Below are 25,954 nucleotides of genomic sequence, written 5' to 3' on the forward strand. Positions count from 1 at the left end.
GAACGCGAACAGAGGAGATAAATCCCGAAGAACCTTGAGGAGGGTTCTCGGGGTATTTTGGAGGTTCATTTACGGCGTAGTGTGCACGCTACGTGCCACGCGCAAGTTCTCGGTGTTCAATTATGTGAGGAGAACGAAAAAAATGAGCTATAAACGAACTGCAGCAGTTCTGTTGTTTATTGCGGCGTTGAGTCTGACAATGTTTGTCACGCCCGCGACACGCGTTAATACGGCAGAACCCGCTAGCGCTCCAACGCTCAGCCCAGAGGCCAAGGAGCAGCTGCAGCAATGGTATCAAGACGTTGCGCAGCCAGGCTACCAGGCCAAGGTCGATCCAGCATTGGCCGAGTGGGTTGAAACCGGAGTGCTTAGCGAAAAAGTCGTCAAGACCGCAGACGGCGGAGTCAGTGCGTTGCTTGTCTTAGCCCCATGGGCTGATGAAGCAAAGCTTGCTGACTTAGTTGAGGTGCAGTGGAAGGCTGATCTGAAGTACTTTAAAGTATGGCAGGTCACATTCTCAAGCACCAGCACAGTTTCTGCCGTTGCAGCTGTTAGTGGTGTCGGTTCTATTGAAGCCGACCAGTACAAGCTGAACATGGCTGACGACCTTCAGAAACATATCGCTACTCCAAGCACTCCTGAGCAAGGCGTGGATATCTATCATATCCGCCAAGTTGTCGGTGCTGAGACCGCTCCTGCCTCAAGTTACAATGGCACTGGAGTATACGTTGGTCAAGTTGACACTGGTGCGGACTTTGGTAACCCTGATCTTCAGGGCGCCTATGGTGCAGCCTATGACCCATCCGGTTATGGTCTAGTACCTACATTCTACCACGCTAACTCAACCCCAGTCAATGTAACAGAGTGGTCTGCCAGTCCATACAACCTTTTGACCTATGAGGGTTCAGATGGTAACATCTACCTTGATGTCAGCGGTTGGGACCCATTGCTCAATTATGAGGGCGGTGGACGATACCTGATTGGTGATGGTGACGAAAATGCACCATACCACAAGAGGGTCGGCTTCATCTGGCTGTACGCTTACTACTGGGGCATTGAGGGTGCCGGTAATCTGATCAATAACTATCTCTGGAAAGACTGGTGTCTGCCAGACCCATCAAATGTATACGGAAATTACTCTGTTAACTTCGTCATGCAGCAGAGATGGGCTCCCTACGCCAAGATCTTCGCTCCAGCTCTTGTGATCAACAGTACCGCTGACAAGCAGTACCATCTCATCATCAACTGGGAGGACACAATGGGTTGGAACAAGCTCTGGACCGCAGGGTTCTACTACGAGTCTATTGATCTAACAAACATTCTTGATGCATACGATGTCATCAAAGAGTTCGACTGGAACTTCACCGATGATTTCGTAGAAGAAACATTCTCAAAGGCTAACCGGATTGTCGCACACGACTATGATGGAGACAGCATTGATGACTTCAGTCTTGGTGCGCTCTGTTATGTCTACGACGCCGGTGAGTGGTTCGATACTGAACCCTACTTTGACGCATTCCGAGCCGACGGAGATGCATTTGCACTCTACTATGATGCTGGTACTCACGGTACCGCTACTGCATCTCAGGTCGCAGGACAAGGCGTCCTAACTTACAAGAACACTGATACAGGCGCAACCTTCAAGATGACTGGTGTTGCACCTGGTGCGAAGATCTACTCAGTCCGCGGTCTCACAAGCGGTTCCGTCTTTGGCGGTTTCCTCTGGGCCTGTGGATTTGACTTGAATGCAACATCTGGTGAATTCGAGTACACAGGGCATCACCTCTCCAATCTCGTTACAAACTCTTGGGGTTGGGTCGCTGACGCCACTAGTGAATTCAGTTACATGTCCATGACTTGGACAATCCTTTCAGTACCAAACCTACTTGATTCAACCTACCCTGGTGTCCTGCACGTATTCTCAGCAGGAAATGAGGGTGCTGGTTACATGACCGTTGCGGCTCCAGGTTGTGCATCTGGTGTCCTAACTGTAGGTGCATCTACAACAAGCCACTGGCTCGAGTACCTCTACGGACCTACTCAGCCATACGAGGGTATTGCATCATTCACCAGTAAGGGTCCCGATTTCTCCGGATATCCCAAGCCTGATGTGCTTGCACCGGGTCTTGCAGGATACGCAGCAGTCCCATGGTATAATCAGTTCATGGGTGCATATTGGGGCAGCCACACCGATGAGTACACAGTCTTTGCTGGTACCAGTCAGGCCGCACCTGTTGCAGCTGGTGTTGCAGCTCTGTTGTTCGATGCTGCCAACAACGCACTGACCTCATTCCAGGCAAAGATCATCCTGCAGCAGACGGCTGTTGATCTCGGCTATGATCCTGCTACTCAGGGCTTTGGTCGTATTGATGCAGCACGTGCAGTTGACTTCTATGTCAATAATGTTGGTAGAGTATCAGCCAACCTTGATTCTGCCGCAAATATTGCAAAGATTCTCCAAGATGCATGGAAGGCTGGAGGTATACTCCCCTCATCCCTTCTTGGTACATCTGTGAACACGAGCGCTGTAGCCTTCCCAGATAGTTATATGGAGGGATCGTTGTTCTTTGGCAATGTTTGGCCGGGTACAACCTCTACAATCTATCAGTCCATAATGGACAATTCATCCGCCCTTGATAATTCTGGGTGGAGCTATAGCTATCAGCACTTCGTTAAGGCGGAGACCTTCCAGTTTACTGGTACGACTTTCGCCTATGTTGACGCCAATGTGTCTGGTGACTATGCCTATGGTTATTTCAACCTCCGCGAGGAGCTTGGTCATGCTACCTATGACAGCAACATGTCCACATACAAGTACGTCACAATTGGTGTGGCGTTCGCAGGAGATGCTGCTACTGGTGGTGAATACCCATGGATGTTCCTCTATGACTGGGAGGACACCAATGTCACCGATGGTTATCCGAACCTCTGGAACGGAACCGATGGTAACGAGCTCCATAGGCTGACCAGTGCTAGTAATCCAAGCAACACGAACTTCATGTCGTTTGCCGATGCAACCAGCGATCTGGCTTCAGTGCTATCGGGTAACATGACAATGGTCATTCATGACCCAGTCTTTGATGTCAACGCAACTTATGTCAATGTCAGCGCACCTGGGCACGATTTCGTTGCTACTGTGACGTTCTGGAAAGTCACCGATCCTGGTGTCCTTTCTGCCGCCGCAGGTGGAACGACCAACACAGTGAACTTCACGTTGACTGTACCGGCCAATGCAGAAGCAGGCATCCACACGGGCTACGTCATTGCTACTAAGGGTAGCACTGTTATCAAGTTGCCATTCAGCTACAATGTAGTTGCTAACCTTAGTGCTGATGTCACCACGCCAACAACCGTTGTTGATGGCTTCGGAAGTGAGTTGACGCCATACGATGCGCCGCTCTACTGTTTAGCCTCGGATTCGAGCACGGCAGACTTCAGATCGTACTTGGTCTACAACCCACACAATGCCTCATACATGGGCGTTCGTGCTATCTGGGATGAACCAGGTTCTCAGATGTTTGTCGAGATCCTTGACCACAGTGGTAGCATCCTAGCTTCTGGTGGTGCCTCAACTGCTACAACAACAGCCGTGATTGCTAACTTGGGTTCTTCACCCGTCGGCTACTACTACATCTTTGTCTACGCTGTAGCACTGAACGGAACTACATTCCTGCCAGTCAACTACACGCTAGAGGCAATCATGTACGAGAGCCTCACTGGTGGAGCAAACGATGTCATCTTGACCTACACGGCCAATGATGTCACGACTCCTGTTGCTATCCATGATGGCGACACAATCGTTGGTGATCATGCGGTCGTCAACGCTACGTATCCGAAATTCAACCTACCGAACATGCCTGAGTATGAGGTCGATTACACGAAGATCTCATTCTTGTCTGGTGTCTTCTATCAACACACTGGTAATCTTGTGATTCCAAGTAGCTCCTACAATCCATTCTCTGGTACTATTGATCTTACTCAGTTCGCGTGGGAGCGTGTTGATGGCATCAAGGCTGGAGACAATGTTGATGTCAAGGTCGACTTCACCAATGGCGACTGTGACATCATGATGTGGTGGGCAGATACCGACAATAGCAGCTGGTCATACGCCAACAACCTGATGGCTGATAAGATGGCTACTGGTAACAAGCCTGAGCATGGTTCGTTCACTGCGGACCGCGACGGTTCTATCATGATTGGTATCTTCGACTATGACCTCTCTGCTGGTCAGTACACAGTGACCGTTGACACCCGTGTTGGTGTGTCCAACCAAGCTTTGGGTGCAACTGTGACCTTTGACTCCTACTCGTTCCTCAAGAACGGTAGCTTCCAGGTCCAGATTCTTGCGACCACTATGACCAACATTAACTTCGAGGTCAACTTGGCCGAGCTCACCTTCCAGAACTTCTTCAGTCCAGATGTGACCAACGTGCAGATTTCCAAGTCTGGTAACGTGGTGACTATCACTTGGACCGCAACAGACAGGAACGCAGGTGACGATCTCTACTTCGACATTTTGATGAGCCCTGACAGTGGCCTGACATGGCAGTACCTTGCTGTCAACCAGACAGGCAACTCTTACGTCTGGGACTCCTCGTCGTTCCTTGCACTCGACACCTACATGATCAGGGTTGATGTCTATGACAACGATCCGGTACAGAACCCAACTGTCGGACCTGGTGACTACTGGATGGGCCTGACTGACACCGCATACTCCTCAGTATTCTCTGCAGGAGCGGTGACAACAACACCCACTCCAACCACCTCCACAACTACAACCGCAACTCCACCTGGTCCGGGACTTACGATCGACCCACTCATTATCGGTCTGATCGGCGGTATCGGCGTTGGTGTTGTGATCATCCTGATCTTGTTCCTAGTGAAGAAGAAGTAGGACGTAGTATCTTAACGGGGACGTAAGTCCCCTACCCCTTTCTTTTTTTCAGAAATGTTGTCTTCTGTTAGGGGCAATTCTAAAAGGCTGATTGTAATCACAAGTGGTGAGTGATTGTGATAGTTCTGAAGTGGCAGAGCTCATACGTGTCTATATGCAGTATCATTCACAAGATTTTTTGGTCTTATACCCTTCAGGCCTGCAAGCAAGTTTTCCGCGCACATGAGTGACATCTTTGATCGGGTTTCGACGCTTGCACTTCCAATATGAGGCGCGAGTATCACATTTGGAAGTGAGATCAAGGGACTGTCTTGGGAGAGTGGTTCTTTTGTGAAGACATCAAGGCCCGCTGCACGAATCCATCCTTTTTGCAAGGCCTCGATCAGGGCCTCCTCGTGCACTACAGGTCCCCGTGCAGTATTGATGAGCACCGCAGTCGGTTTCATCCGTCTTAGACGTTCTCGATTGATGAGGTGTCGTGTGTGTTTTGTTAGAGGCACATGCAATGAGACAAAGTCTGATTGTTCTAAGAGCGTATCAAGATCGACTCGTAACGCCCCTAATTCGTCTTCAGCCTTCTTGGTTGTTGTGGATTCCGATCTATTTGTGTATATGATCTTCATGCCGAATCCACGAGCGCGTCTTGCAACGGCGAAGCCTATTCGTCCCATACCTACTATTCCAATAGTTGCATCATAGATGTCGCGGCCTAGAAGTAATTGTGGCCCCCACGCGACCTTCCATTGGCCGTTACGAACGTACTTGTCCGCCTCGACAATCCTTCTTGAGGCTGCCATCAGCAGTGCCCATGCCAGATCCGCGGTCGTCTCAGTCAGTACTCCGGGTGTGTTAGTCACCAATATCCCCTTCTTTGTTGCAGCCTCAACGTCAATATTGTCGTAACCTACAGCATACTGGGCAATTACACGGAGCTTGGGAAGGCTCTCGATCACATGGGCATTGATCGGATCAGAGAGTAGTGTGACGATTCCCTCGCAATCCTGTGAGACATCGATGATCTCTTGTTCTGTTGGTGGTGTTTCCTTTTCCCATACAATGGCATCGCACTCTTTTTTGATAATGTTCAGCCCTTCTTCTGGGATCTTCCGTGTGACAAACACTTTGGCCAGCATCTCTGTATTCTCCTATTGGCTATGACTGTTCTCTCGTATTCGAATTTTACGTTTAGTGCGATTTTGATGATTCACTTCCTTGAGTAGTTTTTCTCAAATGGCAATATGTGCGTTGACAATATTGCTTATATAACAAAGTTAGATAGTGTACTTGGGTTTCAACGATGTCCTTAGAATTACCACGGAGTGCAATCATTGTTCTGGATCGATTACAGCATGATGGACCAATGACCCCCAAGGACATCTCAACCAAAGTCGATCTTGCCCCACGAACTGTTTCCTTTGCTCTTCGAAAACTTGTTCGCCACAAACTATGTCGCAAGATCCCAAATCTGGCAGATATGCGACAGCCGCTCTATTTTGTTGAAGAGGAGAGAGCTCGTGAGCTACGGATGAAATACGAACATGTGTTTCGCCAAGTTCTCATGTGATGGGATGATACACCTCTTGTTGTTCGAATTTTTTTTCTCTTTTTCATTATTCGGACTCAGCCGCAACGTTTTTGACATAAACCTGTAGCTCTGATACTAACACATAGGAGATGACATGTATGGCACATGAAGGACTTTCACTATTTTTGATCATATTAGGCGTCATCCTCTTGCTGGGTTATTATTTTGGTCCTCGAAATGAAGTACGTGAGTTCAAGCGGCTAGAGGGTAAGATCATGTTGATTCCTACGGGAGTTCTCTTGTTCATCATTGCAGGGATCATATTTTCAGGGATTATTGGTTGAATCGCTCGTGGATTGGTCTCCTATTCCTGCACTCGTAACTCAACGAGTCGGCAAAAGAGTGCAGCAGAGAGAAGATCCGCTGTCGTTCCCGGGTTGAGAAGGTTGCCCTGAGCCCGTAGGATCATATCTAGTCGCTGTAGCTGCTCGATTCCCTTCAGGCCTGTCTGCAATGTTTCTCTTGCAGCTCTCTGTACATCCTTTGCGGGAGTGATTCCAGCTCTCTTGATAATGTGGTTGTCCGGTTCAAGTGATAATCTCCAGACAAACACTTCAACAATTGCTTCTTCTGCGTCAGCGAGACCGTGCATGGTTTTTCGCAGTGCAGGGAGGGTCTCAAAGATGGTCGAATGATAATAGTTTGACCACTCTTCACATATACGATCGACTTTTGACGACATCCGAAAGAGTTCCCCAAGTGTGATATTATCTGCACGAATGTTATCATAGACCTCAGGATTATCGAGATCGTATCGTGTATGTTGGTCTGTCCAATTTTCTAATGTCTTGTGCTTGTCGCCACGAGGGTTGACAAGATGAAGGGCCTTGTAGAGATCGATCGTATCCTCAACAGTTGTGGAATTAATGATGCTTCTCAGGTAATTTATCATGAGCATAGTGTCCAGATACTTGTTCTCCGATATTGCCGCGGCCATTGCAATAGCAAGTGGGATGTGAAGAAGTATAGTTCCCAGAATTGTGTTGTGCCTATTCATGTCTGTGAATACATCTGTTGCGGTCTCAAGTACAAGTTCCCCGAGTCGAATCTCCTGCGGGTCGATGACGCCATTCGCGAGCAGTAGCCCTTGAGACGCAGCGTGATAGATCCCCTCTCCGATCAAGGTGGCACTGGCCAGAAAGTGACGGTAGCCAATATCGGAAAAGCCCGCGCCTCTATTCACGTTTCCCGGTTTAGGTGCACTGACCTCAAGAAGAACTGCTAGCTGACTCGACTGTGAGATCATCCAGGGTATATCACGCGACATACATCACATCTGTGTGGGCTTCCTTATGGTCTTTGTCAGTCGATGCAGAAATGATAAAAAGCAGTACACTCTTTCAACAAATGAGGCAAGGACAGTGAGTATCTCGGCACGATTGACATTCTCACAGGTTGGACTGTTTGTTTCTATAATTGTATATCTTGCAGTCAGAGGATTCTTTGTAGTTCTCAATATAGGTCTTCTATGGACCCAAGCGGGAGGATTTCTTAGTATTGCCTTTCCTCTGATCCCTGTTATTGTGATGGGCTTTACTGCATGTGTCGTGTCTTATGGTTACTCCTATCTTGGTCTCTGGGTGATGGATCATAATCAACCGATCCTTGGTATCCTGCTCATCTTTCTCGGTGTGATCCTTATTCCCGGTGCCCTCGGCGTCTATTCTTGGGTCTATTTTCCGTTCCTCACGTGATCCCTACAAGCTGTGGTAGGATCACTGATGCACGACCCTTAAGCACTATGTCACCGACGCCGTCCTTGTTATCCCCTTGGAGCGTCACGATGATGATCTTGGCCCCCGAGTCCTTTGCAAGCTGAGGCAAATATGCAGCAGGGTAGACACTAAGACTGGTCCCGACCACAAGCATGAGATCTGCTTCTCGGCATACCTTGACTGCATCCGCCATTGCCTGTTCTGGTAACGGCTCACCGAAGAGGATCGCCTCTGACTTGAGAACTCCCCCACACGCTGTGCATTTTGGTGGTATCTCCCCTTCTACAACTCTCCTGTGAACGTCTTCTCCGACGTAGACCTTTCCACATTTCATACATGTTGCTCGCAGGTAATTTCCATGAAGTTCTATGACCCGCTTACTCCCAGCAGATTGGTGCAGATTGTCGATGTTCTGTGTAATGAGGCCGATTAGTTTTCCCTGTCGTTCTAATTCCGCAAGGGCGTAGTGTGCAGGATTCGGTCTGGCCTTTAAGATCACTTCGGCAAGTTCTCTTCCCATCGTCCAGAACTTGCTTGGGTCCTCAAGAAACCGTTCATACGTTGCATACTCGAAAGGGTCGTATCTGCGCCAGAGTCCCCCCTCGGATCGAAAATCGGGGATTCCGGAGTCCACACTTATGCCGGCCCCTGTGAGTGCGGTTATCTTGTGTGACTGTGAGACGAGGACTCTTGCTCTTTGGATATCTGCATCAAGGGTCATACGAACTGAATGGTCAGTGTAACACTTCTTAGTTTCGGTTTACGAAAATAGCTATGTCGAAAGCTTTTTCTTTTGATGGGCTTCAAGACCGGACGAGTCACCGAGGGAGGCTGAAACCATATATTCAGCGCCCCGGCCGTATCTTTGGTTCGGCTGGCTTCTGTACTTGTTTCCCTTTACATCACTACAGGCAAGAGTGTGCCGAGAATGAGCGAGAAAGATAGAGAGCAGGATATTGAGCTGGCCTCGGTGGAGAATGATGATGAAGAGGCATTCGAGTTGGTACCTGAAGATGAACTCGAAGTCCAGCGTTCAAGGGCCGATGAGCTTTTTGATAAATTGCAACGGGTGCAAGCGGACTTTGAAAACTACCGTAAGCGTATGGATGCTCGGTTCGCTGAGACCGCAAAATACGCCAGTGAGGCGATTCTGCTCAAAGTGCTGGAGATCTATGACAATCTCGAGCGAGCCCTTGAGGTCGACTTCGAGACCGACCCGAAGGCTGCCAAAGAGGGGATTGCCGCCATCAAACAACAGATGGACACCCTCCTTACTCAAGAGGGCGTTCGCCCCATGGATCCATTAGGTAAGCCTTTTGACCCATATTATCAGTACTCTGTTCACAAGACCAATGATCCCGACAAACCGGATGGTGTGGTTGTCGAGGTCTATCAAAAGGGGTACATGTTTCGCGAGAAAGTCCTGAGACCAGCTCTCGTCTGTGTCAATCGAACTGAACCTAAGGAGTCCGGCACTGAACCCAGTAGTGAGTCGAGTTCGACCACTGAAAAGGAGGATGGTGAATAAAATGTCACGAATCGTAGGAATTGACCTTGGAACAACAAATAGCGGTATTGCATACATGGAGGGTGGCAAACCCACCATTATACCAAATGCCGAAGGGAAACGACTGACCCCATCAGTAGTAGGCATCACACAGCAGGGTGAGATTGTGGTTGGCGAGCTTGCAAAACGCCAAGCGGTCTCAATGCCAGAACGCACAGTACGTTCGATTAAGAGAAAGATGGGTCAGGACTATCGTGTGAAGATCGGAGATAAGGAGTACACGCCGCAGGAGATCTCTGCAATGATTCTTCGAAAGCTCAAAGAGGATGCCGAGGCATTCCTTGGTGAGAAGATCGAGAAAGCGGTCATTACAGTTCCTGCATACTTCAATGATAGTCAGCGTCAGGCGACTAAAGATGCTGGACGTATCGCTGGTCTTGAGGTCGTTCGAATCATTAACGAACCGACTGCCTCTGCATTAGCCTACGGCCTCGACAAAGGAAAAGAACTCAAAGTCTTGGTCTATGATCTTGGTGGCGGGACCTTTGATGTCTCTATCCTTGATATCGGTGAAGATGTATATTCAGTCCTCGCGACGAGCGGAAACACCCGACTTGGCGGTGATGATTGGGACCAGCGAGTAATCGATTGGGTCGTCGAGGAATTCAAGAAGGAGACTGGTATTGACATCACAGCGGATCGGTCAGCGATGCAACGGATTCGTGATGCAGCCGAACAGGCAAAGATCGAGCTCTCAACTGTTCAGAAGACAGTCATCAACCTTCCTTATATCACGGCTGATGAGACCGGGCCAAAGCATATCAATTTTGAACTGACTCGTGCTAAGTTTGAGCAGATGACGGATGATTTGGTTCAAGCAACTATGGGACCAATTCGTCAGGCGCTTCAAGACGCCAACCTCGAGGCCGAAAACATTGACAAGGTCTTGCTGGTCGGTGGGGCCACACGAATGCCAATGGTTCAAAACTTGATCCGGAACCTATTAGGAAAGGATGGCGAGAAGAGCATTAATCCTGACGAATGTGTAGCTCTTGGCGCAGCAGTCCAAGCAGGAGTTCTCTCTGGTGAGGTCAAGGATATACTGCTGTTGGATGTGACACCACTCACTCTGGGCATCGAGACCCTTGGTGGTGTGTCCACGCCTATCATTCCACGCAATTCCACAATTCCCACTCGTAAGAGCCAGATCTTTACTACCGCCGCTGATAATCAGACAGTTGTTGAGATTCATGTTGTCCAAGGAGAGCGGCCTCTTGCTAAAGATAATATGACTCTCGGCAAGTTCCAACTGGTCGGTATTCCTCCTGCGCCTCGTGGAACCCCCCAGATTGAAGTCACATTTGATATCGATGCAAATGGTATTGTCAAGGTTTCTGCAAAAGACAAGGCCACTGGCAATGAGCAATCGATCACTATTACTGCGACCACTAATCTTTCTCAGGATGAGATTGAGCGTATGGTCCAAGACGCGCAGAAGTATGCGGAGGAAGATGCCAAGCGTAAGGCTCAGATTGAGGTCAAGAACAATGCTGAGACCCTGATATACCAGGGCGAGAAGATGGTCCGTGACCTTGGCGATAAGATACCGGATGATCTCAAGAAAGAATTCGAGCAGAAGTCCAAGGATCTCCGGACGGCTATGGAAGCTGACGACTTTGAAAAGATCAAGTCGGGAACCGAAGAGCTTCAGCAGGTCATCTTCAAGATGTCCGAAAAAGTCTATGGTGCTGCTGGCCCCGGAGCAGCGGGATTCGATCCCTCCTCTATGGCGGGTGCCGGTGCTGGCGCAGGTGCAGGTCCACAGTTCGGTGCTGGTGGCCCAACTACAACATCCACTGCTTCCGCATCTAACGACGATGACGAGAATGTTGTAGATGTAGACTTTGAGGATCTTGACGAGTAAGGGATGGTGATGCTCCTTGGCAGATGAAGAGGACTACTACGCAATATTAGGTGTGAGCAGAAGCGCCACCCAAGACGAGATCAAGCGAGCGTACCGTCGGTTGGCCAAGGAGTACCACCCCGACCTCAACCCGGGGGACAAGAACGCTGAAGAGAAGTTCAAGCAGATCAATGAGGCCTATTCGGTACTTAGTGACCCTGAGAAACGGGCGAATTATGACCGCTATGGGACTGCGGACTTTCAGGGTATCCACATGGATGACCTGAGCGATCTCTTCAAGCAGTTCTTTAGTGGATTTGGCGGATTCGGAAGCTTTGGCATGGATGAACGAGGTAGCGTTCTTCGTGGTCGCAATCTTCGTCTGAACATCCGCTTGACATTTGAAGAGGCCTTCTTTGGTACAGAAAAGACCGTTTCATTCCGTCGTCAGGTCCCCTGTGAGGTATGCCACGGATCAGGAGCCGCCCCGGGTTCGTCACCTCGACGTTGCCCAACTTGTGGAGGGCGTGGGCAGGTCATGCGCAGAATGGGAGGTTTCATGGCGGTCTCGCAGACCTGCCCCACCTGTCAAGGCCTTGGTGAGATCATTGATACTCCCTGCAAGAAATGCAAAGGTACTGGTCTTCGGCGCGAAGAGGTCAAGATCAAGATACCCATTCCTCCCGGTGTCGAGGATGGCATGGCTCAGCGTATTCGTGGTGGTGGTGATGCTGGTCCTCGTGGAGGCCCATCTGGCGATCTTATACTAATGTTCCATGTCAAGCCTCACGAGAAGTTTGTTCGTCGTGGGCTACACGTCTATCTGGAGCAAGATATACCCTTTGACATTGCAGTGCTTGGTGGTCAGGTCGAAGTACCGACCATGTGGGGTGCGAGTGAGATCAAGATTCCCAAGGGAACGAGAGATGGGTCACTATTCCGGATGAAAGGAAAGGGTGTTCATACAGAAGATGGTCGGAGCGGAGATCAACTCGTGCGTGTCCATATTGAAGTCCCGAAGAAATTAACAAAGAAGCAACGCGAGTACCTCTCAAAGTTCAAAGAGGTCTTCCGTTAGAACTCTTTAGGTTTGCAGAGGCACACACGCATCTTCAACAGGGGGAACTCACTGGTGTATGCGGGACTGATCAGCCACGCTGTATCAGCACCTCTTCCAGTCCCCCCGATTGTGATCACGTCTTTATCTACGGGGATGAGTCCTGCATCTGCAGCCATCATTGCAATTTCAGCGCAGACCTTTGTTCCTTGCCCAAAGGTACGAAAGGCGACAGCCATCAACTCAGTTGGTGTCCATGTGCCCAGCATTTTTCTAAAGCTGCGGGCGATACCAGCTAATGCATGAGTTGCTGTGAGGATGTCAGCTCCCGCTTTCTTGATCTCTTCACGATTCTCTTCTTTCAGTTCGTTAAAGTTCGGAGCTGCAAATCCCGTCATATGTGATACAACCACAACGTGTTTGTCAGTGAATTGTTGGGCGGCAAGCACACCCGTTGTGCCCTCAGTCGTGGCGACCACGATATGTTCGATCTCAGGATGCGCTTTGACGAATGCCCCAACAATTTCCAGTACTTCTTGAGTGTGTTGAGGTGATGCCTCATCAAAATAGCGAGTTTCTATCCGCATAGAGCATACCTTCCTTACGAGCCGTCTGAATCATTTGGTACTCTCTTCAGCCTGCCAATTTCTGATGATTCCCTCTAAGATAGCAAATATAAACAAGACCAGAAATGCAGTCATAAAGTCAATGCTCTCAACAACCTGTGAGATATACCACGCAGCAGGAATTGACACAATTATGAAAGCAATTGACCTGAGAGTGAAATATCTGATCTTACTCTTCTCTTTCTCTTGTTCCTCTGTGGGCTGTGCTTGACCTATTTCTTCTGCGATCTCCTCAGGGGTTCCCATCTCCCTCAGGACTTCCGTCAGGAGTTCGTTCTGGTTCCTGTCTGGCATCGATTGCATCTTCTCATTGAGTGCCTCAATAATGTGTTCTTTCAAATCCTGTAAGAGATCCTCGGTCTCAAAGTCGTCAGGCAGATTCTTTCCAACCCTTTTCAGAAATTCATCAATGGCAACCTCAGTTTCTTTCTCGATCATTTCATCAAAGCCTCCAGTCGCTCAAATACACTTGACAATGTCACGGTGAGTTCTCGGTACACTCTATCCCCTTCACCAGTGAGGACGTACACTTTTCTCTTTGGTCCTGCATCCGATCTCTCAACCCGCACGTTGAGCAGATGTTCCTTTCTTAGTCTATGAAGAATCGGATAAAGAGTACCCTCCTTGACACCCAGCAGTCCACCTGTCCGTTTATCAAGTTCGCGTGCGATACCATAGCCGTGAATCCCCCTCTCGTATTGTCGAACTATGGCAAGAACAGCATACTGTAAGAGACCTCTTCTAATCTCTATCTTCCAGCTGTCCTCGAATGCCATATTCTCTCTCACGGCAGACTTCAACTCCGATAGTGTCAGTCTAGTTGACCTTTAACTTAAGTCTGACTAAAAACGCGAATTATACATTATCGCTTCTAATTCTTCTTCCAAGCCGGGAGAGTATTTCAGCTCTCATTGTAGAGGCATACTGGCGAGGCTCGTGAAGGAAGATGAATAAGAATGCAGCAAAGAATCTCAGGACTCCACTCAGTATAAGCATGGCAAATGCTGCATCATGGTCTCCCACTATCGGGACTAATGCTTGACCAAGAATCCCTGCAAGCAGACTGCCTCCCAGAAAGATGATTCCTGTAAATGTGTTATAGACCGACAGATATGATCCTCTCTCTTCCTCTGGTGCAATATCGTAGATATATGCCGTCAGCGCATTGAACGCCCCAGCTATAGCGAATCCTGCGACCGCATTAGCAATATAGATCATTATGGTCGTTGTAGCAAATGCGTAGATGATTGGCACAATGAAGAGCGTTCCTCGCCCCACCAGAATCAGTGGTTTTCGTCCCACACGATCACTAAGTCTTCCCAGAGGTCCTGTGAAGATGACAGTCGTAATGGCCATGATAGCAGAGGCCAAGCCGATCTCGAAGAGTGTGTTATGAAGCCACACTCTCTGGACCACCGAAAAATAAGGCCATGCCATCGACATCCCAAAGGAGAAGAATGTTGCAACAGCACAGAGTCTTCTAAAATCACCCGGTTGTGAGAGCAGTTTGTGGATGGGTGGCAGTTCGCGTCGATTTGCGAGGTCTCGTGGTTTTTCTTTAATGGTCGCTGCCAGAATAGATGCGATGATGCCTACTATCGCGGTAATATAAAATGGAATATAATATATTTCTCTCCAAGTTTCTACGGGCGGAAACAAGATGGGCCCCAAGTCACCGAGTGATGCTCGCAAGAATGGCAAGATTGCAGGAACGCCTGCAATAAACCCTGATATCAGAGTTGCACTGAGAGCGGCACTGTTAGTTGCAATGGATAATTTCCCAAGTTCCTCTCCTCTGTTATCTTCATCCATCATTCCGCCGATTAGAGAGAGCCACGTAGGGATTTGGATGCTGAGCAACACTGACTGGATACCGTAGAGGATGATCATGTCGATTGGTGTTGCGGCCCAGAGGAATAGGAAGACTGTGAAGAGGCCAGTGAGTATGCCAAAGACAACAAATGGTTTGGTCCGACCTACTTTATCCGATCCTGTTCCCCAGATAGGTTGTAGCATTGTGGGTGCAAAATTCCCAACACTACGAAAGGCACTGAGTTCAGCATAGTTGGCACCCATATCGATGAGATAGGTCGAGAGAAATGGCGCATACATTCCCTGAGCGAATTGCGTGAGCGATCCAACAATGAACACTCGTGAGGGGAGTCTACCATTCTTCCGTTCTTTGTTCTCAGACATGGCTGATTTGCTCCGGCTGGTGGCTCGCTGGCCTTCACTCTAGGTATTAACTGTAAGCTTGACGGTAACATGGTCCAACCGAAGTTGTTATGTATAACATTGTGTGTTTCTCGAAATGTAGTGAGTGTTGGAAAAAATGTTAGATGCTGCAGTCTACAAGACCAGGATCGAGCGTGTTCGTGAGGCACTCCGCCAAAATGGTACGCCCTTTGCGTTGGTGACCCCCTCACCTAATTTTGAATATCTTACTGGGATCCACTATGAGATGCGCGAGCGGCTCATTGCTCTTGTTCTATCTCAAGACAACGATCCCTTCATTGTTGCACCTTCATTTGAGGTTTCGAATCTCTCTCGCATGACGTGGATCAAGGATTTTGTGCCTTGGGCCGAGGACGAAAATCCCTATGACCTCATTGCTGGTCAGATACGTGATCTCCACGCGCAGGCGGTCGCTCTGGATGAGACCCTGCCCATTGGGATCTTCTGGTCTCTACGCACAAGTATCGATGATCTTCAGACGACTGTTTCTCTCGCACCGCTCTTTCGTGAGATGCGCCTGCACAAGAGCGACGCCGAACTTGATCTAATGCGTAAGGCTGGTCATATCATTGACGCAGCCGTTATGAAGGCATTTGCAGAAGCACATGTTGGAGTGACGGAGATAGAGCTCCGTCGAGTCATTCACGAAGAGATCACTCGATTAGGAGGTGTCCCCACTTTTGCGGCCGTCCAGTTCGGTGACAATAGTGCGCTTCCGCATGCTGAGCCAAGCTTCCGTAAGCTCAAATCGGGCGACATAGTTCTAATGGACTGTGGTTGTAGTGTTGATGGATATAATACTGACATGACCCGTGTAGGTGTAGTTGGAGAACCCTCTGACGAGCAAAAGAAGATCTACTCGATCGTTCTCAAGGCTCAGGAGACCGCTATTGACAAGCTCGCTCCCGGAGTGACCTGCGGGTCAGCAGACGGATTTGCGCGTAGAGTGATTGAGGAAGAGAACTATGGTGAGTTCTTTACCCATCGTCTTGGTCATGGTATAGGACTTGAGGTGCATGAGCCTCCATTCATCGTACGAGGCAATTCTATGGCGCTTGAGCCCGGTATGACTCATAGTGTTGAGCCCGGAATCTACTTGGAGAGCAAATTCGGTATCCGGATGGAGGACTTAGTGGCCATTCAAGAGGACGGTTGTGAAGTCATCACGTATGCTCCGAAAGAACTCTATATCATTGAGGACTGATCACTCCGACTTGGACTCATCCGTATCCTCTTGTGTCTTCTTTGACATAATCTCTTCCAGTTTCTTCCGGTCCTCTTCGGACAGGTCCTTTAGCGATTCGGCGGATTGGCGTAACATGTACCCCATGATGATCCCATATAGTGATGGAAGAGCAGCAATGGTCTCTGCGCGCTCACGGAATTCCTGCTCGGCAAGATCACGTGCTTCCTTGAGTGCCTCCTTTGTGACCTCTCCTTGGCCAATTCCCGGGCATCGCTGGTCGGTCACGATGAACTTTGAACCGGTGTACTCAAGTGGAAATGTTCTGCATGAAATCGGTCTGCTGAATCTGATCGTGCATGCATTCGATTCTTCATGAAAGAAGATACAGGCATCGCCTTCAACCTGTTCGTCATCAGTCTTTCCCTTGAGAGGTTTGCGAAGGGTCTCTATTGCAAATTGTCCGGTCTCAGACTTGGGGATGGTGATGGTCAGTCCTGGCAAGATTGTATCAATATATCCCTGCGTCATCCATCTTGCAAGATCCCCTATTGTTACGTTGACATGTGGTCTCTTGCAACATACTCTGTCCGTACAGTTCTGCTCTAGACATTTGAAGCTGTATTTTTTCTTTTCAGACATGACGAACCACCTCTTAGTCTAATGCTCAGTCAATCTCACTTTTTTGTAAAGCAAACTTAAGTGTAGTGAAGTTGCCACGGAAATTCTTATGAAATTTTTACTGTTCCTACGAATCTCGGAATACGATTGAATGGCGAATAAAATAACGTTTATTGAATCAAATTGATATTGAATAAGCCGAAAGGTATAATTCAGTATGATTGTGAAATTTTGTTTGCTCGACCTGACACAAATGCCATAATTGGCTACGTAATGCCGGAGTCCACAAAATGAGTGAAACGGATTGGTATAGCAACGACATCGAGTCTATCTTAAAAAAACTTGGAACAAGTCGTGAGGGACTTACGGACAAAGAGGCGCAGGACCGAATTGAGAAATATGGCTTCAATGAGATCGTGGAGACCGACAAAAAGGGTCCATTTCGGATGTTCTTGGAGCAATTCACAGATCCTATGGTCATTATACTATTGATTGCCATCTTGATTTCAGTTATCACTGCCTATCTTCCCGGTTCGCACGAAGAGGGTGGCCTTATCGATGCAATGGTCATCTCTGCAATTGTCATCTTTAATGCCATTTTCGGTTTTGTTCAAGAATATCGTTCAGAGCAGGCGTTGGAGGCTCTAAAATCAATGGCTGCGCCCCGTGCACGAGTACGGCGAGGTGGCCTTTGGAAAGAGATCGATTCAAGATACGTTGTTCCTGGTGATATCATCTCACTTGAGGCTGGAAATAAAGTTCCAGCAGATGCGCGTGTCATCTATGCTGTTGGTCTCTCAACAGATGAGTCTGCACTCACAGGCGAATCGGTTTCCGTTCGGAAGATTGAGGACACGATCGCGTTAGATGCTCCAGTCGTTGGGGATATGCGAAATATGGTCTTTCAAGGTACGACTATTGTATCCGGAAAAGGGCAGGCAGTTGTTACCAGTACTGGAATGGACACGTACTTTGGAAAGATCGCCGGATTGGTTCAGGAGAGCGAGAAAGAAGATACCCCTCTCCAACAGGATCTCGGAGACCTCGGGCTAAAACTCGGACTGGTCGTTATTGCACTATGTGTCATTGTCTTTGGTGCAGAGATCCTTCGTGATGTTTCTGATAGTATCTTAGACGAATTGCTGGCTGCGATTGCTCTTGCCGTGTCTGCGATTCCTGAGGGTCTCCCCGCTGTTGTCACCATTACTCTGGCTTTAGGCATGAAACAGATGGTCCAGCATAATGCAATAGTACGAAGATTGCCCTCTGTAGAGACGCTTGGTTCGATCACAGTCATTTGTTCCGACAAGACCGGCACTATTACGAAATCCGAGATGACCGTGAAACGGCTCTTTGTGAATGGCGAGATCATAGAGGTCACAGGTGTCGGTTACAATCGAGATGGACAGTTTCTCAAAGATGGTACCGAGGTCGAAGTCCATACCGATCCCCATGTGGTCCGTATGTTCGAGATCGGGCAGCTCTGTACAAACTCCACCTTACAACCTGATCCGAGTGGTAATGCTGACTGGGATATTGTGGGTGATCCCACAGAGGGTGCGCTGCTTGTAGTTGCTGAGAAGGCTGGCATAGTCCATAGTAATACCCTCTCCAGATACAAGGAGGTCTCAGAGATCTCATTTGATTCCGCACGAAAGCGGATGACCTCTATCTGTGAGGACGATGCTGGTGTGCTTAATGCCTTCATGAAGGGTGCACCGGAGGTCCTTCTTCCTCTGTGTTCAAAGATATTCGAAGGCGGCAGTGTTCGTCCTATCACTGATGATGATCGTCAGCGGATCTTGCGAGTGAACGCGGAATTTGCAGCCGATGCTCTCAGGGTTCTCGCCTTTGCATATCGTTCTATTGATGAGGTCCGCTCAGAGTGGGAGCCAGAACATGTTGAGAAAGAGATGATCTTTGTTGGTCTCATGGGGATGATGGACCCACCACGTGAAGAAGTACAGGATGCCATTGATCTCTGTAAGGCTGCTGGAATCCGCCCCATCATGATCACTGGTGACCATGAGCTAACCGCTCGGGCCGTTGCTATTCAGGTTGGTCTGATGAAACCTGACGGTCTCGTATACACAGGTTCTGCTCTTGACAAGATGAGTGATGCTGAATTCTTTGAAGCTGTTCAGGAATGTGATGTCTATGCCCGCGTGGCACCGGAGCACAAGATGAAGATCGTCGGTGCTTTAAAAGACGCCGATCAGGTCGTTGCAATGACCGGTGACGGAGTGAATGATGCTCCTGCTGTCAAGGCTGCCGATGTCGGTGTGGCTATGGGCATTCGAGGGGCGGATGTCACTAAAGAGGCATCTGATGTCATTCTCACCGATGATAACTTTGCAACTATTGTCACTGCCATAGAGAAGGGTCGAGAGATCTATTCCAACATCCGCAAATTTGTCCGGTTCCTTCTTGCGGCAAACTTCGATGAGATCTTTCTCATTTTCACGATTATCATGCTGGGGCTTCCACTACCAATCACCCCGATCCAGATCCTCTGGTTGAATCTTGCAACAGATGGTTTTCCCGCTTTAGCACTGGGGGTCGATCCTCCAGAGCCGGGAGTCATGAAGCGCAGTCCGCGAAAACCCGGTTCAAAGATGATGAATCGTGGGATGGCCTCATTCGTTCTAGTTGCTGGATTCTTGGCCTTTCTGGCCTCTAGCTTCATATTTCTCTCCGACCTGACCCTCTACGGTGGTTGGATTCCGGGAGTGACCGGTCCTCCAGTTGACTGGACCATTGATCCCTGGGCAAGTGTTCTTCGGCACTCACGAACGACGGTCTTTGCTTCAGTCGTGACCTTTGAGCTGATCTTTGTCTGGAATTGTCGTGATGAATACAGATGGGTCTGGGAGACTCATATCCGCCAGTCAAAGGCTCTTCTCATTGCTGTAGCGGTCTCAGTGATCCTCACACTCGCAACGATCTATGTTCCATTTATGCAACCGTTGTTCCAGACGGTCCCGCTAAACGCTGAAGACTGGGCGGTCATCATCCTGACCAGTATACCTGCCCTGCTGATTCCACCACATCTGATCTTCCGTCACAAAGAGGAACATGAGAAGATACGTTCAGGAGAATTATGAGACGAGTCGCTTGTCGAGCCAGTTGTACATATCGGCAAGCACCCTCTCTTTCTCCGGTTCTCTAAATATCTCGTGATAGAGTCCCTCGTAGAGGATCCATTCCTTGTCTTCAGATCCCAACCTGTCAAAAAAATCGCGTGTCTTTTCAGGAATGACCAATTTGTCATCTCCTGCCTGTTGTACCAGCGCAGGCAATTTGATCAACGGGGCCGCATTGAAGGCCTCTTTGACAGCTCTGAGACCGCTAATACCAAAGCGTGGAGTGACCGAGTCCCACGTCAATGGATCCTCTTCGTGCTCACGGACGACCTCGGGATTTCGACTTGAAAGGGTCAGGTCATTGTCATCTGAGAACTGTTTCTTCACGTTAAGCAGCGAGAGAAACCAAGCTCCAATTTTCTTAAGCGGTGAGATCGGTAGTTGCTGGCTCACTGCGGGACATGCTATGATCAGGCCATCGACCTCATGGGGATACGTTGCCGCATAGCGAATGATGTGTTGGCCCCCGAGTGAGTGACCATAGAGGAATGTCAATTTGTTGTGAAACCTATCTTTCACCTGCATGACAATGTTCTGAAGATCCTCAATGTATTCGTTAAAGTTCATTACGTGACCCTTGATTCCCGTATAGTGGCCAAATCCTCTCATGTCCGGCGCAAAGACGGCAATTCCTTTCTCGGCCATGTATTCACCGATCGTGCGAAGACTGAGGCCATGCGAACCGAGACCATGGATTGCTATCAGGAGTGCCCGAGGTCTCTCATCATCGGGTAACCATGCCGCCATGTACATCCTCAGTCCGTCATACCCCAGATAATGGGTTTCTTCAAAAATCATGGTTACCACCTTATTTTCTCTCTCTTGGATTATCTGACTCGTGTGCTAAATCTCTTACTACTTTGTAGTGCTGATGCTACACAAAAGAAAAAGGTGGAGACCCATTGCGAGTCTCCAGAAGTCAATTAGAATCGAAGTGGAACTGGTTTCTCTCCGGAATAGTCGTAGAATCCCTTACCCGTCTTTCTACCAAGCCATCCGGCTCTTACCATCTTTCTCAATAAAGCTGGTGCACGATACTTGCTATCCTTGAACTCGTCAACGAAATAGTCCGCGATGTACAGTAGTGTATCAAGACCCACAAAGTCCGCCAGTGTGAGCGGCCCCATTGGCCAGTTCAGACCAAGCTTGATGGCAAGATCCATGTCCTCTACTGTCGCAACGCCTTCCTGAATGGCTAAGACAGCCTCGTTGATCGCAGGAATGAGAATTCGATTGACTGCGAAGCCCGGCGCCTCATTGACGATCACGGTCTTCTTTCCTACTTTTTCGGAGACCGTTCGAATGACATCCACAGTGCTGTCAGCCGTCGCAGCACCCTTGATGATCTCAACAAGCCCCATTACAGGTACTGGGTTGAAAAAGTGCATACCAATGAACTTCTCTGGTTTCTTTGTAACAGCTGCCATCTGCGTGATACTGATGCTTGAGGTATTGGAGGCAAGTATTGCATTCTCCGGTGCGTACTCGTCAACCTCTCTCCATGTATCAAGTTTGAGCTTGACGACCTCCGGAATCGCCTCAATCACAAGGTCCGCATCTTCTACAGCCTCTTTGAGATCGATGACTCCTTTGATGCGTCCGACTATTGCATCCGCCTCTTCCTGTGTCATCTTTCCCTTTTTGACGCCACGGCCGAGGTTTTTCTTGATGGTCTCAAATCCTCTGTCAAGGAATCTCTGTTCAATGTCTCTCATCTTGACCTCGTAGCCAGCCTGAGCGCAGACATGTGCGATGCCATTACCCATCTGACCTGCACCAAGAACTGTGATCTTTTTAATTTCCACTTGGAATGTTCCTCCATTTGCATTGAAGACTGTTGTAGGTGTTGTTCTCCCCCGTAAAAACTCTACTCCTTCCTGACTTTTATCTATACACGAACAATTTTCGGTTTAATATATACACCGCGTATATGATTAGAGTTTATTAACCAAATTCTATAGACCGTATTAGTTTGTCAGGCAAACCTATATATGCGTATGTGTGCACGAGACACAACGGATACCAAAGTATGGTGCATGGTCATGGAGTGACCACACTCCTGACCACTAATGACCAGCAGGGCGATATCCGGTGACCAAAAGATGTAAGGCATGATGATCCTCATGAGTTATGTTGCAAGTTTTTTTGGACTGGACGAGGCGAATGATCGAATACTGAGCTTGGCCCGGAAGTTTGCCGTACTGCTCCCTCTGGTCGCAGCCACAATTCAGTTATCGACTACGTTTTTTATGATCTTCATAGCTGAAGCAGTTGGTCAAGGCTCCTACATTGAGGGAATGCGTACTATTGGTCTTCTTATTGTGATCATGTTTATTGTCCAAGTGTCTTTGGATTATCCCACTGGTGCGATAGGGGACTGGATTGGACAGAGGTATATTCTCGCAACTGCGTTCCTCTGCTTTGCGTTTGCCTTCTATCTTGTATCACTTGTGACCAGTCATACTCCCTTTCTTCTGCTGGTTTCGATTTACGTTGCTATGGGCGTCGGGCAATCACAGATGAGTGGGGCATTCCAAGCATGGTTTGATAACAATTACAGAGTGGCCATGCCCGGCGACTCGGAACGTAAACAGTACGGTGTTTTCTTCGGTAAGGTGATGATGCTCTTTCAGATTGTTGCCACTCTTGCACTTATTCCCGGGAGTATTCTTGCAGCCGTCTTTGGGCGTCCTTGGGTCTTTCAAATCCAAGCGATTCTCTGCGTAGTGATTGCAATAGTCGTCATGCAGACAGTCAAGGATTTTCCTGAAGTGCAGGAGGCACGGCAAGAGCGTCCCTCATTTGGAGAGTACAAGAGTCTTCTCACTGATGGTATCAAATTCCTCTTTTCAAGCTCATTTGTCCTGTTGTTTATTTTTGGTACTACTCTGACGATGAGTGTAGGAATTGTCTGGTCTGAACTGCTCTTGTTTCCCATGTACTATTCATACCTGCTCACCGATGTTGCAGTCGCAGCATTTCGGACCGTGCTTTTTGTTCCGGGTGTCTTTCAGGCTGAACGTTCAGGAGTATGGTCTCGTAGATTCGAGCCAAAGAAATGGATCCCTCGATTCCGCCTATTACAGGGATCAGGTTTTCTATTCTATAGTACGTTTGCAGTGATCATGTTGTTTCTTCCTCCAGTGGCCTCGGGAACGATGATCTCTCTAACTTTACCTCTTACCAATATCACTCTCCTTCAATTGCCCGAGGCCTCTATGTTTCCAGTGATACTCATTGCTACGATCTTTACTGTGAGTGGTATTTTTGGAGGCTTTTCGGAAATTCTGTCACAGCGAATCATGTTAGATGTGGTCCCAAATCGTATTCGTAACAGCATATATTCTCTCACTCCCACGATTGCCACAATCATGGCCATCCCCCAAATTGCGCTCTTTGGTTGGCTGATTCCCGTGGCAGGATTTCCTTTGACCATGGCGCTTTGTGGTCTGATCTCACTGATTGGTGTAGTGATGATCTATTCTGGTCTGAGACATCCAGTGCCTACAGTCGCACAGCAGGAACAGCCATTGGTCATACCCGAGGCCCCGCTCGAATGATTCATCTTGGGGCCTCTTCCCTTCTGCAATAAGGTTAAGAGGATAGAATGTAGCATGTTTTACTGGTGCTAATAATGTCAGAGAGACCGACTTTCCTTTCTGTACAATACTCCGGTTCAGGACTTACCACTATGAGTTATGAGCGGAAGATGGTCCGAGAGGAAGATGTCAAATTTGATGGTGAGGATGGAATCCTCGAACTGACAGACGTCAGACTTGTCTGGTACAAGAAACCCAAAAAGAGCCGGTTTGGCGGCCTCAAAAAGATCGGTGCTGTCGCTGGTGCTCTTGCGGGGGCAGCTATCCTCGAGGGCGTTGGCGGACAAATTGGTGGTATTGGTGGTCGTGCACTTCGAGGTGTTGGCCGAGGCCTGGCCTACGGTGCGGTCAGTGCAGCCGTCTATTCTTGGACCGCTGACAATTTTTACAATCGCGGGCCGAATGGTGAAACTGAGAGTCTTGCTATCCCCCTGATCGCTGTGGCAAATGCACAGCAGAGTGGCAAAGAATTGATCATTGATCTTAAATCGGGTGGAAACCTTCGTTTTGAATTCAAGCAGTCGAAGGTGATCCCCTCTGTCACAGCAAATATTTCTCAGGCACAGAACGAAGGCAAATGTCCGTACTGTGGCCATGCCGCAGGAAATGCGGCGACCTGTCCCAATTGTGGTGCCTCCATTAATCCTGGTGGTGGTGGCGGCGGACGTGCAACAGGAGCTCCCGCAGGTTCCCCTGGCGATTCTGTACACATCAGTGTACATGAGGAGGGTGGCGTGCGTCGCGCGACTGTGACGAGTGGTGACGGGACTTATCATGTGGACGTTCATGAAGGTGGCGGTGGCGGATACTGCCCCAACTGTGGCAGTCCAGTTCCTGCTGGCGCCAAGTTCTGCAACAACTGTGGTCAACGGCTCTAGTAGACACGATTTATCAGAGACGAAGGGACATGTTCCCTTCTCTCTTGTTTAATTCTTTTAGTATTATTTAAACAAGTTCTCTTGTTGTGACATTGCAATATTGGCCGCTCTCTCATCGCCTTCTTCAAACTGATATCCTCTGATTATGACGATCGGGTGGCCTTCCTTTGCCTGACCCATAACTGGTTCGGCAGCGGCTGCAAGTTCATCGATCTGGCAGACTGTTGATCGATGGAGTTCATGTCCATAGGTGTCTCTTTTTCCTCGATTATACCGGAACGCATTGATCCCAGCGCATCCTATTGCCACATTGATGCTACCCTTCCGCCAAGGTCTGCCCTGAGTGTCTGTGATGATGACCGCTACTTCTACACCCGTTGCCTCTCTGATTTTCTCACGTATCGCCTCTGCACTCCTATCCGGGTCCTCGGGAAGAAGAACGTACGAATCAGTTGGCGCGTTTGATTGATCCACACCTGCAAAATTACAGACGAATCCAAGAGTCGACTCAGTGACCAGTACTTTTGATCTTCTTAGGACCGTCTTGCTCTCTCTAAGTGCGAGCTCGACTTGGATTGGGTCGAACTCGTTCTCGTCTGCGATTCTCTGGGCCTCTGAAGATACTCGGACCGTGTCGCTATGGACTACTCGTCCTTCGGCCTTAGAAATAATGGTATGGGCTATTAGTATGACATCTTTGCGGTAGAGGGTCTGCTGTTCTCTTCTGAGCGCTTGCAGGATGATCTCTGCAATATCTTGTTTCTCAGTAATGATGGGTATCTTGTCCAATGCAATTATTTTTACTTCGCCTGATGTCATTTGGTCCTCTCTTAACACCTTCCCTATTGAAGACTTCCTCCATGTGTTTTTTTGAAATTTCCATGCAGGTCGCCTCTCAGAGGCCAAAACAGCCCCCACGGGAAAACAATAAATGCAAAGCGCGTGAGTGTCATTTACATCTTATTGTATTGCGAATGGGGAAATCATGGACGCTGGCCGTTCTAATGT

At 48.7% G+C, this 25,954-nt stretch carries 22 protein-coding genes; 11 read left to right on the plus strand and 11 right to left on the minus strand.

Features of this window, described 5'->3' with window-relative positions:
- Positions 1-142: 142 nt before the first annotated feature.
- Positions 143-4,894 (plus strand): S8 family serine peptidase, encoded by a 4,752-nt coding sequence (locus K9W43_04020; GenBank protein MCF2136387.1) that lies wholly within the window; start codon positions 143-145, stop codon positions 4,892-4,894.
- Between the two features lie 140 nt (positions 4,895-5,034).
- Here the strand turns inward: K9W43_04020 and K9W43_04025 are convergent, their stop codons facing one another.
- Positions 5,035-6,027 (minus strand): D-glycerate dehydrogenase, encoded by a 993-nt coding sequence (locus K9W43_04025; GenBank protein ID MCF2136388.1) that lies wholly within the window; start codon positions 6,025-6,027, stop codon positions 5,035-5,037.
- 164 nt (positions 6,028-6,191) lie between these two features.
- Here K9W43_04025 and K9W43_04030 point away from each other — a divergent pair, with 164 nt between their 5' ends.
- Complete coding sequence (locus K9W43_04030; GenBank protein MCF2136389.1) at positions 6,192-6,458, plus strand: helix-turn-helix domain-containing protein; 267 nt, start codon at positions 6,192-6,194, stop codon at positions 6,456-6,458.
- 119 nt (positions 6,459-6,577) lie between these two features.
- Positions 6,578-6,763 (plus strand): hypothetical protein, encoded by a 186-nt coding sequence (locus K9W43_04035; protein ID MCF2136390.1) that lies wholly within the window; start codon positions 6,578-6,580, stop codon positions 6,761-6,763.
- Between the two features lie 20 nt (positions 6,764-6,783).
- Here the strand turns inward: K9W43_04035 and K9W43_04040 are convergent, their stop codons facing one another.
- Positions 6,784-7,746, minus strand: a complete 963-nt coding sequence (locus tag K9W43_04040) for a triphosphoribosyl-dephospho-CoA synthase (protein MCF2136391.1) — start codon at positions 7,744-7,746, stop codon at positions 6,784-6,786.
- 94 nt (positions 7,747-7,840) lie between these two features.
- Here K9W43_04040 and K9W43_04045 point away from each other — a divergent pair, with 94 nt between their 5' ends.
- Positions 7,841-8,173: a hypothetical protein gene (locus K9W43_04045; protein ID MCF2136392.1), complete on the plus strand. Its 333-nt coding sequence runs from the start codon at positions 7,841-7,843 to the stop codon at positions 8,171-8,173.
- On the opposite strand, the gene K9W43_04050 is transcribed toward K9W43_04045, so the two are convergent.
- Entirely contained in the window at positions 8,166-8,915 is a 750-nt protein-coding gene (locus K9W43_04050; GenBank protein ID MCF2136393.1) for an NAD-dependent deacylase, read from the minus strand. The two genes, K9W43_04045 and K9W43_04050, sit on opposite strands and share 8 nt — an antisense overlap.
- Positions 8,916-9,122: 207 nt before the next feature.
- Here K9W43_04050 and K9W43_04055 point away from each other — a divergent pair, with 207 nt between their 5' ends.
- From K9W43_04055 to dnaJ, 3 genes are read left to right on the plus strand one after another with little or no spacing between them, the layout of a single operon-like run.
- Positions 9,123-9,722, plus strand: coding sequence for a nucleotide exchange factor GrpE (locus K9W43_04055; protein ID MCF2136394.1), 600 nt, complete (start codon positions 9,123-9,125; stop codon positions 9,720-9,722).
- 1 nt (position 9,723) lies between these two features.
- Positions 9,724-11,625 (plus strand): molecular chaperone DnaK, encoded by a 1,902-nt coding sequence (gene dnaK, locus K9W43_04060; GenBank protein ID MCF2136395.1) that lies wholly within the window; start codon positions 9,724-9,726, stop codon positions 11,623-11,625.
- 16 nt (positions 11,626-11,641) lie between these two features.
- Positions 11,642-12,682, plus strand: coding sequence for a molecular chaperone DnaJ (gene dnaJ / locus K9W43_04065; GenBank protein ID MCF2136396.1), 1,041 nt, complete (start codon positions 11,642-11,644; stop codon positions 12,680-12,682).
- On the opposite strand, the gene K9W43_04070 is transcribed toward dnaJ, so the two are convergent.
- From K9W43_04070 to K9W43_04085, 4 genes are all read right to left on the minus strand, one after another.
- Positions 12,679-13,248: a hypothetical protein gene (locus K9W43_04070; GenBank protein MCF2136397.1), complete on the minus strand. Its 570-nt coding sequence runs from the start codon at positions 13,246-13,248 to the stop codon at positions 12,679-12,681. The two genes, dnaJ and K9W43_04070, sit on opposite strands and share 4 nt — an antisense overlap.
- 30 nt (positions 13,249-13,278) lie before the next feature.
- On the minus strand, positions 13,279-13,725 hold the full coding sequence (locus K9W43_04075; protein MCF2136398.1) for a DUF1700 domain-containing protein: 447 nt from the start codon (positions 13,723-13,725) through the stop codon (positions 13,279-13,281).
- Positions 13,722-14,063, minus strand: a complete 342-nt coding sequence (locus K9W43_04080) for a PadR family transcriptional regulator (GenBank protein MCF2136399.1) — start codon at positions 14,061-14,063, stop codon at positions 13,722-13,724. The genes K9W43_04075 and K9W43_04080 overlap by 4 nt, the downstream gene beginning before the upstream one ends.
- Before the next feature lie 79 nt (positions 14,064-14,142).
- Positions 14,143-15,483 carry an MFS transporter gene (locus tag K9W43_04085; GenBank protein ID MCF2136400.1) on the minus strand — a complete coding sequence of 447 codons (1,341 nt, stop codon included), beginning with the start codon at positions 15,481-15,483 and terminating at the stop codon, positions 14,143-14,145.
- Between the two features lie 136 nt (positions 15,484-15,619).
- Between K9W43_04085 and K9W43_04090 the strand changes: the two genes are divergently transcribed.
- The gene (locus K9W43_04090) at positions 15,620-16,726 is read left to right on the plus strand and encodes a Xaa-Pro peptidase family protein (protein MCF2136401.1); all 1,107 of its coding nucleotides are present in this window, start codon (positions 15,620-15,622) and stop codon (positions 16,724-16,726) included.
- Here K9W43_04090 and K9W43_04095 read toward each other — a convergent pair whose 3' ends face one another.
- Positions 16,727-17,347 (minus strand): YkgJ family cysteine cluster protein, encoded by a 621-nt coding sequence (locus K9W43_04095; GenBank protein MCF2136402.1) that lies wholly within the window; start codon positions 17,345-17,347, stop codon positions 16,727-16,729.
- A gap of 269 nt (positions 17,348-17,616) precedes the next feature.
- On the opposite strand from K9W43_04095, the gene K9W43_04100 reads away from it, so the two are divergent.
- Positions 17,617-20,430, plus strand: a complete 2,814-nt coding sequence (locus tag K9W43_04100; protein MCF2136403.1) for a cation-translocating P-type ATPase — start codon at positions 17,617-17,619, stop codon at positions 20,428-20,430.
- Here K9W43_04100 and K9W43_04105 read toward each other — a convergent pair.
- The gene (locus tag K9W43_04105) at positions 20,425-21,267 is read right to left on the minus strand and encodes an alpha/beta hydrolase (protein MCF2136404.1); all 843 of its coding nucleotides are present in this window, start codon (positions 21,265-21,267) and stop codon (positions 20,425-20,427) included. The two genes, K9W43_04100 and K9W43_04105, sit on opposite strands and share 6 nt — an antisense overlap.
- 125 nt (positions 21,268-21,392) lie before the next feature.
- Entirely contained in the window at positions 21,393-22,274 is an 882-nt protein-coding gene (locus K9W43_04110; protein MCF2136405.1) for a 3-hydroxybutyryl-CoA dehydrogenase, read from the minus strand.
- Positions 22,275-22,592: 318 nt separating this feature from the next.
- Between K9W43_04110 and K9W43_04115 the strand changes: the two genes are divergently transcribed.
- Both K9W43_04115 and K9W43_04120 read left to right on the plus strand, forming a co-directional pair.
- Complete coding sequence (locus tag K9W43_04115) at positions 22,593-24,029, plus strand: MFS transporter (protein MCF2136406.1); 1,437 nt, start codon at positions 22,593-22,595, stop codon at positions 24,027-24,029.
- 74 nt (positions 24,030-24,103) lie between these two features.
- The gene (locus tag K9W43_04120) at positions 24,104-24,946 is read left to right on the plus strand and encodes a zinc ribbon domain-containing protein (protein ID MCF2136407.1); all 843 of its coding nucleotides are present in this window, start codon (positions 24,104-24,106) and stop codon (positions 24,944-24,946) included.
- A 63-nt stretch (positions 24,947-25,009) separates the two neighbouring features.
- Here the strand turns inward: K9W43_04120 and cofE are convergent, their stop codons facing one another.
- Positions 25,010-25,765, minus strand: a complete 756-nt coding sequence (gene cofE, locus K9W43_04125; protein MCF2136408.1) for a coenzyme F420-0:L-glutamate ligase — start codon at positions 25,763-25,765, stop codon at positions 25,010-25,012.
- Between the last annotated feature and the right edge of the window lie 189 nt (positions 25,766-25,954).

The organism is Candidatus Thorarchaeota archaeon, from assembly GCA_021498125.1.
GTDB lineage: Archaea > Asgardarchaeota > Thorarchaeia > Thorarchaeales > Thorarchaeaceae > B65-G9.

Bases quoted from the DNA above. Each gene is read 5' to 3' on its own strand.
- K9W43_04025 (MCF2136388.1), bottom strand. From the start codon at position 6,027: ATGCTGGCCAAAGTGTTTGTCACACGGAAGATCCCAGAAGAAGGGCTG.
- K9W43_04115 (MCF2136406.1), top strand. From the start codon at position 22,593: ATGAGTTATGTTGCAAGTTTTTTTGGACTGGACGAGGCGAATGATCGA.
- K9W43_04120 (MCF2136407.1), top strand. From the start codon at position 24,104: ATGTCAGAGAGACCGACTTTCCTTTCTGTACAATACTCCGGTTCAGGA.
- cofE (MCF2136408.1), bottom strand. From the start codon at position 25,765: ATGACATCAGGCGAAGTAAAAATAATTGCATTGGACAAGATACCCATC.
- K9W43_04040 (MCF2136391.1), bottom strand. From the start codon at position 7,746: ATGTCGCGTGATATACCCTGGATGATCTCACAGTCGAGTCAGCTAGCA.
- K9W43_04075 (MCF2136398.1), bottom strand. From the start codon at position 13,725: ATGATCGAGAAAGAAACTGAGGTTGCCATTGATGAATTTCTGAAAAGG.
- K9W43_04070 (MCF2136397.1), bottom strand. From the start codon at position 13,248: ATGCGGATAGAAACTCGCTATTTTGATGAGGCATCACCTCAACACACT.
- K9W43_04100 (MCF2136403.1), top strand. From the start codon at position 17,617: ATGAGTGAAACGGATTGGTATAGCAACGACATCGAGTCTATCTTAAAA.
- K9W43_04020 (MCF2136387.1), top strand. From the start codon at position 143: ATGAGCTATAAACGAACTGCAGCAGTTCTGTTGTTTATTGCGGCGTTG.
- K9W43_04035 (MCF2136390.1), top strand. From the start codon at position 6,578: ATGGCACATGAAGGACTTTCACTATTTTTGATCATATTAGGCGTCATC.
- K9W43_04080 (MCF2136399.1), bottom strand. From the start codon at position 14,063: ATGGCATTCGAGGACAGCTGGAAGATAGAGATTAGAAGAGGTCTCTTA.
- K9W43_04055 (MCF2136394.1), top strand. From the start codon at position 9,123: ATGAGCGAGAAAGATAGAGAGCAGGATATTGAGCTGGCCTCGGTGGAG.
- K9W43_04095 (MCF2136402.1), bottom strand. From the start codon at position 17,347: ATGTCTGAAAAGAAAAAATACAGCTTCAAATGTCTAGAGCAGAACTGT.
- K9W43_04105 (MCF2136404.1), bottom strand. From the start codon at position 21,267: ATGATTTTTGAAGAAACCCATTATCTGGGGTATGACGGACTGAGGATG.
- K9W43_04090 (MCF2136401.1), top strand. From the start codon at position 15,620: ATGTTAGATGCTGCAGTCTACAAGACCAGGATCGAGCGTGTTCGTGAG.
- K9W43_04050 (MCF2136393.1), bottom strand. From the start codon at position 8,915: ATGACCCTTGATGCAGATATCCAAAGAGCAAGAGTCCTCGTCTCACAG.
- K9W43_04030 (MCF2136389.1), top strand. From the start codon at position 6,192: ATGTCCTTAGAATTACCACGGAGTGCAATCATTGTTCTGGATCGATTA.
- dnaK (MCF2136395.1), top strand. From the start codon at position 9,724: ATGTCACGAATCGTAGGAATTGACCTTGGAACAACAAATAGCGGTATT.
- K9W43_04085 (MCF2136400.1), bottom strand. From the start codon at position 15,483: ATGTCTGAGAACAAAGAACGGAAGAATGGTAGACTCCCCTCACGAGTG.